At 63.9% G+C, this 6,559-nt stretch carries 5 protein-coding genes; 3 read left to right on the forward strand and 2 right to left on the reverse strand.

What is annotated here, in order from left to right; genetic code table 11:
- The first annotated feature begins 72 nt into the window (after positions 1-72).
- Positions 73-705 carry a TetR/AcrR family transcriptional regulator gene (locus tag AC1DXM_RS14980; protein ID WP_477233730.1) on the forward strand — a complete coding sequence of 211 codons (633 nt, stop codon included), beginning with the start codon at positions 73-75 and terminating at the stop codon, positions 703-705.
- Positions 706-720: 15 nt separating this feature from the next.
- Here AC1DXM_RS14980 and AC1DXM_RS14985 read toward each other — a convergent pair whose 3' ends face one another.
- A complete protein-coding gene (locus AC1DXM_RS14985; protein ID WP_477233731.1) occupies positions 721-4,209 on the reverse strand; it encodes a hybrid sensor histidine kinase/response regulator in 3,489 nt (1,162 codons plus the stop codon).
- 242 nt (positions 4,210-4,451) lie between these two features.
- Between AC1DXM_RS14985 and mscL the strand changes: the two genes are divergently transcribed.
- Positions 4,452-4,874: a large conductance mechanosensitive channel protein MscL gene (gene mscL / locus AC1DXM_RS14990; RefSeq protein WP_023669649.1), complete on the forward strand. Its 423-nt coding sequence runs from the start codon at positions 4,452-4,454 to the stop codon at positions 4,872-4,874.
- Between the two features lie 208 nt (positions 4,875-5,082).
- On the forward strand, positions 5,083-6,249 hold the full coding sequence (locus AC1DXM_RS14995; protein WP_477233732.1) for a pyridoxal phosphate-dependent aminotransferase: 1,167 nt from the start codon (positions 5,083-5,085) through the stop codon (positions 6,247-6,249).
- Positions 6,250-6,262: 13 nt separating this feature from the next.
- On the opposite strand, the gene AC1DXM_RS15000 is transcribed toward AC1DXM_RS14995, so the two are convergent.
- The coding region (locus AC1DXM_RS15000) for an aminotransferase class I/II-fold pyridoxal phosphate-dependent enzyme (protein WP_477233733.1) at positions 6,263-6,559 on the reverse strand (297 nt) is incomplete at its 5' end.

Raw genomic sequence — 6,559 nt, forward strand, 5'->3', positions numbered from 1 at the left:
CATTACGTTCTTGTGTCGTGCCAAAAATACGAATAATCCTTCAGGTTTCCAATTCGCATTGCGGGCAGTGCCATGACCGAACGTCCAAGCTATTCTATTTCCTCGCGAAAACAGCCCAAGCAGGCGCGTGCGGTCGAGCTTATCTCGGCGATTTTGGAAGCTGCTGTTCAGGTTTTGGCGAGCGAAGGCGCGCAGCGTTTCACCACCACGCGCGTGGCCGAAAGGGCCGGCGTGAGCGTCGGCTCGCTCTACCAATATTTCCCCAACAAGGCCGCACTGCTGTTCCGGCTGCAGAGCGACGAATGGCAGCAGACGGGCGGCCTGCTGCGCACCATACTCGAGGACAACCAGCGGCCGCCGCTCGAACGGCTGCGCAGGCTGGTCCACGCCTTCATCCGCTCGGAGTGCGAGGAGGCTGCCGTGCGCGGGGCGCTCAATGACGCCGCTCCGCTCTACCGTGACGCGCCCGAGGCGCATGAGGCAAGGGACGCCGGCGAGCGCACCATTCAGAACTTCCTGCGTGAAGCCTTGCCCGAGGTCCCGGAAACCGTCCGTGCACTGGCCGGCGGCCTGATCGGCGCGACGCTGAGTTCGGTGGGCAAGGATTTTTCAAGCAGCCCCCGCACCGACGCGGAGATCGAAGCCTATGCCGATGCGATGGCCGACATGTTCTGCGCCTATATTGCGAGCCTTGGACATAGCTGAGACTGGTCGCCGCGATTACTCGGCCGCCGAAGCCAGCGGCCTGACCCTGGCCATCATCGAGCGCAGCACGGCCGGCTTCAGCGGCTTGTTGATCACCGGCACGTCAAGCGCCGCGGCGGCGGCGCGGACCTCGGTGGAGCGGTCGGCGGTAACCAGCACGGCCGCTAGGTCGCGGCCGTGGATGTCACGCAGCCGCGCTATGACGTCGAGACCGCTCCTGCCGTCGAGGTGATAGTCGGCAAGCACGATGTCGGGGCGGTGGATATCTGCCCGGGCGAAATCCTCCGAGCCGGAAAACGTGCCGACGCTGCAGCCCCAGCCTTCGAGCAAAAGCCGCATGCCGTCGAGGATGCGGGCGTCGTTGTCGATGCACATGACGCGCAGCCCCGCCAGCGAGTTCGCGACGCGAGAAGGCGCCTTGGGCTCGACCTCGCGCCGCGGCGCCTCAACCGCCGCAACCGGCAGGATGACGGAAAAGCGCGTGCCTTTGCCCGGGTTGGAAAAGATCCGGATTTCGAGACGGAGCACGCGAGCGATGCGGTCGACGATGGAGAGGCCGAGGCCGAGGCCTTCGGCCTCACGCACGCCTTCGTCGAGCCGGGTGAACTCGTTGAAGACCGTGTTCAGCTTGTCGCCGGCAATGCCGATACCGGTATCGATCACCTGGATTTCGACGAGCTCGCCACGCCGCCGCACACCGACCAGGATGCGGCCATGGCGCGTGTATTTGATGGCGTTGGAGACCAGGTTCTGGATCAGCCGGCGCAGCAGATTGCGGTCCGTCATCACGCTGAGCGACGAGGCCATGATCGTCAGGTCGAGTTTCTTTTCTGCGGCAAGAGGCTGGAAGTCGTTGCCGATCTGGCGCAGCAGCCCGTCCAGCCGGAAGGCGCTGTTATCCGGCTTCATGGCGCCGGCGTCGAGGCGAGAAATGTCGAGCACGGCGCCCAGGATCGTCTCGACCGATTCCAGCGAGGATTCGATGTTGACCGCAGCCTTGCCGGCCGGGCCCTTGCCGGCCTTTTCGATCAGCGACGAGCAGTAGAGCCGGGCGGCGTTCAGCGGCTGCAGAATGTCGTGGCCGGCGGCGGCGAGGAAGCGCGTCTTGCCGAGATTGGCCTCCTCGGCCAGCATCTGCGCCTGCGCCAGCTCCTCATTGACGCGCGTCAGTTCGATGGTGCGCGTCTTGACCCGCTGCTCCAGCGATTCATTGGCCCGCTTCAGCGCCAGATCCTGTTCGACGCGTCCCGAAATGTCGGCATAGGTGGCGACGATGCCGCCATCCGGCATCGGGTTGGAGCGCAATTCGATGATTCGGCCGCTGGTCTTCAACTCCATCTGCCACGGGCTGACGAAGCTGGTCAGCCGGTTGAGCATCGCCACGCGCTGGTCGGCCGGGATGTCGCCGCGCTCGGCAAGGTGGCGCAGGATAAGGTCGAGCGAGACGCCGACCTGGCCCATCTCGTCGGGCAGGTCGAACAGCGCGCGATATTGTCGGTTCCAGCAGATCAGGCGGAAATCCCGGTCGAAGACGGTGATGCCCTGTTCCATCTGGTCGAGCGCGATCTGCAGCAGGTCGCGATTGTGCTGCAGCGCCTCGGTGGCGTCGTCGAGCAGGCGGAAGGCATCCTTGGATTCGCGGTCGTTGCGGCGAAACAAAAGTGACAGGATCAGCCGCGCCGACGACGAGCCGACCGCGCTCGCCAGCAGCTGCTCGGAAAAGCGGATGACATCCATGCTGGCCTGCTCATTGCCGTGCAGCGAGACGCCGGTGCTTTTCTCGAAGGACTGGAAGGAGCGCTCGGTGCGCTCGACGCCGAGATAGCGCGATATGGTGTCCTTGAGGAGGTTGACGGTAATGGCGGTGCGGAAGCGGCGCAGGCTGGGCATCGGGCCGGACTCGCGCGGCACGAAGATTGACGCCTGGATGCGCTCCAGCGGCACCGACGCGCGCGACAGTGAGCCGAGGACAAAAAACAGCGTGTTGACGGACAGGCTCCAGAGCACGCCGTGGTTCAACGGCTCGGCGACGGTGCCGAACAAGGCCTGCGGCCGCAGCGCCTCGAAGCCGAACAGCCCTTGCACGACGATGTCGGCATCGGGCGCCGACAGCGAAGGCAAAAGCAGCGTGTAGCCCCAGACGAGGATGCCGGCGACCATGCCAAGTGCAGCGCCACGGCCGTTGGCGCCGCGCCAGATCAACCCGCCGATCAGCGCCGGCGAAAACTGCGCGATGGCCGCGAACGACATCAGGCCGATCGACGACAGCCGCGCCGCGTTGGTGCTCTCGCGGTAGTAGAGGAAGGCGATGAACAAAAGGATGAAGATCGCGCCGCGCCGCACATTGAGGATCAGCGTCGACCAGTCCTCATTTTCCGAGGTCGTGGTCTTGAGCAGCCGGCGCACGAACAGCGGGATGACGAGATCGTTGGAGATCATGATCGACAGCGCCACGCTTTCTACGATGACCATGGCAGTCGCCGCCGACAGGCCGCCGATGAAGGCCGCCATGGCGAGCACGTCATGGCCGCTGAACAGCGGCAGCGACAGCACATAGAGATCGCTGCTGGTCCTTGTGCCGACCAGCGACAGGCCGGCGAAGGCAATCGGCAGCACGAACAGGTTGATCGCCACGAGATAGAGCGGAAACACCCAGGTCGCGGTGCGCAGTTCGGCCTCGCCGCGGTTCTCGACGATGGTGACGTAGAACTGGCGCGGCAGCATGATGATGGCAAAGCCGCTCAAACAGGTCAGCACCAGCCAGGTGGCGAGCGAAGTGTTGTAGCCCATCGCCTGCCGCACCTGGTTGTTTTCGGCCAGTTTGTCGATCATGTCGCCCGGTCCGCCGAAGATCAGGAAGGTGACCATCAGACCGATCGCCAGGAAGGCGGCGAGCTTGACCACGGTTTCGACCGCCACCGCCAACACCAGCCCGTCCTGATGTTCGGTGGCATCGGCATGACGAGTGCCGAACAGCACCGCAAACAGCGCGAGCAGCATGGCCACCACCAGCGAGATGTCGCTGACGAACGGATCGAAGGAGGGCGGCGATCCCGTATAGTGCTCGACCATCAGGCCGACCGAACCGGAAATCGCCTTCAACTGCAACGCGATATAGGGCACAGCGCCGATAGTGGCGATCAGCGTGGCGATCGCCGAGACGGCAAAACTCTTGCCATAGCGCGCGCCGAGGAAGTCGGCGATCGAGGTGATCTTCTCGCTCTTGGCCAGCCGCACGATGCGGTTGAGCAAGGGAAAGCCGAACACGAACACCAGCACCGGGCCGGTATAGATGCCGAGGAATTCGAGGCCGCGCTCCGACGACAGGCCGACCGAGCCGAAGAAGGTCCATGACGTGCAGTAGATGGCGAGGCTGAGCGCGTAGATGAAGGGCCGGGCACGGCCGGGCCCGGAAGCCGCCGAACGCCGGTCGCCGAGACTGGCGATGACGAACAGCAGCGTCACATAGGCGACGGCAATGATGACGATGAACCAGCCCTGCACGGCCCGAAAGTCCTCCCACAGCCAATATTCCTCCGGCCTGACCAGACGCAATCACAGCTTTGGGGTCGAGTCCATCGCGGCTTTCGGCGCATGGCGGTTGCCTGTCACCCGTCGCGCCATGACCTAAGGTAAGGAGAAAGCGGTGTTTTCCGGCTTTTGCTTCTGTTGCAACCGCAGGTTTTTGTTATGGTATGCGCGGGCCGGCGCCGGAGGACGCGGCCTGCCATGACAAGGAGGGTCGAATGCTGAAAGAATTCCAGGAATTCATTTCCAAAGGCAATGTGATGGACCTGGCCGTTGGTGTCATCATCGGCGCCGCCTTTGGCAAGATTGTCACTTCGCTGGTCGACGACGTCATCATGCCGATCGTCGGCGCGATCTTCGGCGGACTGGATTTCAACAACTACTTCCTGGGACTTTCCTCGGCCGTCAACGCCCCGACTCTGGATGCGGCCAAGGGGCAGGGCGCGGTCCTTGCCTATGGCAGCTTCATCACCGCGACGCTGAACTTCCTCATCCTTGCCTTCATCATCTTCCTGATGGTCAAGGCCGTGAACAACCTGCGCAAGCGGCTTGAGCGCGAGAAGCCCGCCGCCCCGGCTGCTCCACCGCCGGCCGATGTCGCTTTGCTCACCGAAATTCGCGATCTCCTCGCCAGGAAATAGCTCCGAGGCAGGCTCCTGGACCAAAACCCCGGTCGTTCGCGGCCGGGGTTTTCTGTTTTCGCTTCTGCTAAGAGCAATTCCAGGAAAAGTGTGAAACGGTTTTCCGTCCGGAGTTGCGTAAAAACAAAAGACATGGAGCGGTTCGGCGTTTCCTTCAGACGATGAACCGCTCTATGAGCACCCGCTCGATATCAAAACGGACCTGTCCATGACCCTGATCGATAGCTTGCGCGCCGAAGCCGTGGCCGCACCCGAAAGCGGCATTGTCGCCGTCGTCAATTACGGCCGTACGCGCGAGGGCATGATCCCGCTCTGGGCCGGCGAAGGCGATTTGCCGACGCCTGCCTTCATCTCGGAGGCTGCTGCTAAGGGGCTCGCCAATGGCGAGACCTTCTACACCTGGCAGAAGGGCATTCCGGAGCTCAGGCAAGCGCTTTCGCGCTACTATGCCAGGCATTTCGGCAAGAATTTCGCCGAGGAGGAATTCATCGCCACCGGCTCCGGCATGCATGCCATCCAGCTGGCGCTTGCCGCTGTCGCCGGCAGCGGCGACGAGGTCGTCTATCTGTCGCCGGCCTGGCCGAATTTCGCCGCTGCCGCCGGTGTCTCCGGCGCTACCCCGGTTGCGGTCACGCTCGACCAGTCCGGCAATGGCTGGTCCTGCGACGTCGACAAGATAGCGGCCGCTATCACGCCACGCACCAAGGCGCTGTTCGTCAACACGCCATCCAACCCGACCGGCTGGACCGCCGACAGGGAAACGCTGCAGGCGATCCTCGACCTCGCCCGCGAAAAGGGGCTGTGGATCATCGCCGACGAGATCTATTCGCTGTTCCACTACGGCCACGGCCGCGCGCCGTCCTTCCTCGACATTTCGACCGCGGATGACCGCATCCTGTTCGTCAACTCCTTTTCCAAGAATTGGGCGATGACCGGCTGGCGCATCGGCTGGATCAAGACCCATCCCGACCTGCAGCAGGTGTTCGAGAACCTGATCCAGTATTCGACCTCGGGTGTCGCCCAGTTCATGCAGCGCGGCGCCGTCGCGGCCCTCGACCACGGCGATGCCTTCATCGTCGAGCAGGTGGAGCGCGCGCACGCGGCGCGCGATCTCGTCTGCGGCATAATCGGCGCCACCGGCAAGGCGCGCTTCACCGTGCCGCAAGGCGCGTTTTATCTGTTCTTCACGGTCGACGGCCTCACCGACCCGCGCCGGGCCGCCTTCGACATCGTCGACAAGGCCAATGTCGGCCTGGCCCCGGGAACGGCCTTCGGCCCGGGCGGCGAAGCGTTTTTGCGGCTGTGTTTCCACCGCCGCCTCGATCAACTCGAGGAAGCGGCACACCGGCTGGCGGGGTGGATGAAGACCGTTTGAGCAGGCGGCGGCTTCAGCCGCCCGACTTCGGCACCAGCAGCGGAACAATCCGGTCGCTCTTGGCGACAGCGGGCCGTCCGGCGGAGCCGTAGGGAATGCCGAGCGCATCCCAGGTCTCGACCAGCGCGTCCTGCAGTCCTGCAATCAGCGCATCGGAATGGAATGGCGTCGGTGTGATGCGCAGCCGCTCGGTGCCGCGCGGAACGGTCGGATAGTTGATCGGCTGGATGTAGATACCGTGCACGCCAAGCAGGCGGTCGCTGGCCATTTTGCAGAGTTCGGGGTCACCGACCAACACCGGCACGATATG

The sequence above is a fragment of the Mesorhizobium sp. P3_A2 genome, assembly GCF_056403115.1.

Bases quoted from the DNA above. Each gene is read 5' to 3' on its own strand.
- AC1DXM_RS14980 (WP_477233730.1), top strand. From the start codon at position 73: ATGACCGAACGTCCAAGCTATTCTATTTCCTCGCGAAAACAGCCCAAG.
- mscL (WP_023669649.1), top strand. From the start codon at position 4,452: ATGCTGAAAGAATTCCAGGAATTCATTTCCAAAGGCAATGTGATGGAC.
- AC1DXM_RS14995 (WP_477233732.1), top strand. From the start codon at position 5,083: ATGACCCTGATCGATAGCTTGCGCGCCGAAGCCGTGGCCGCACCCGAA.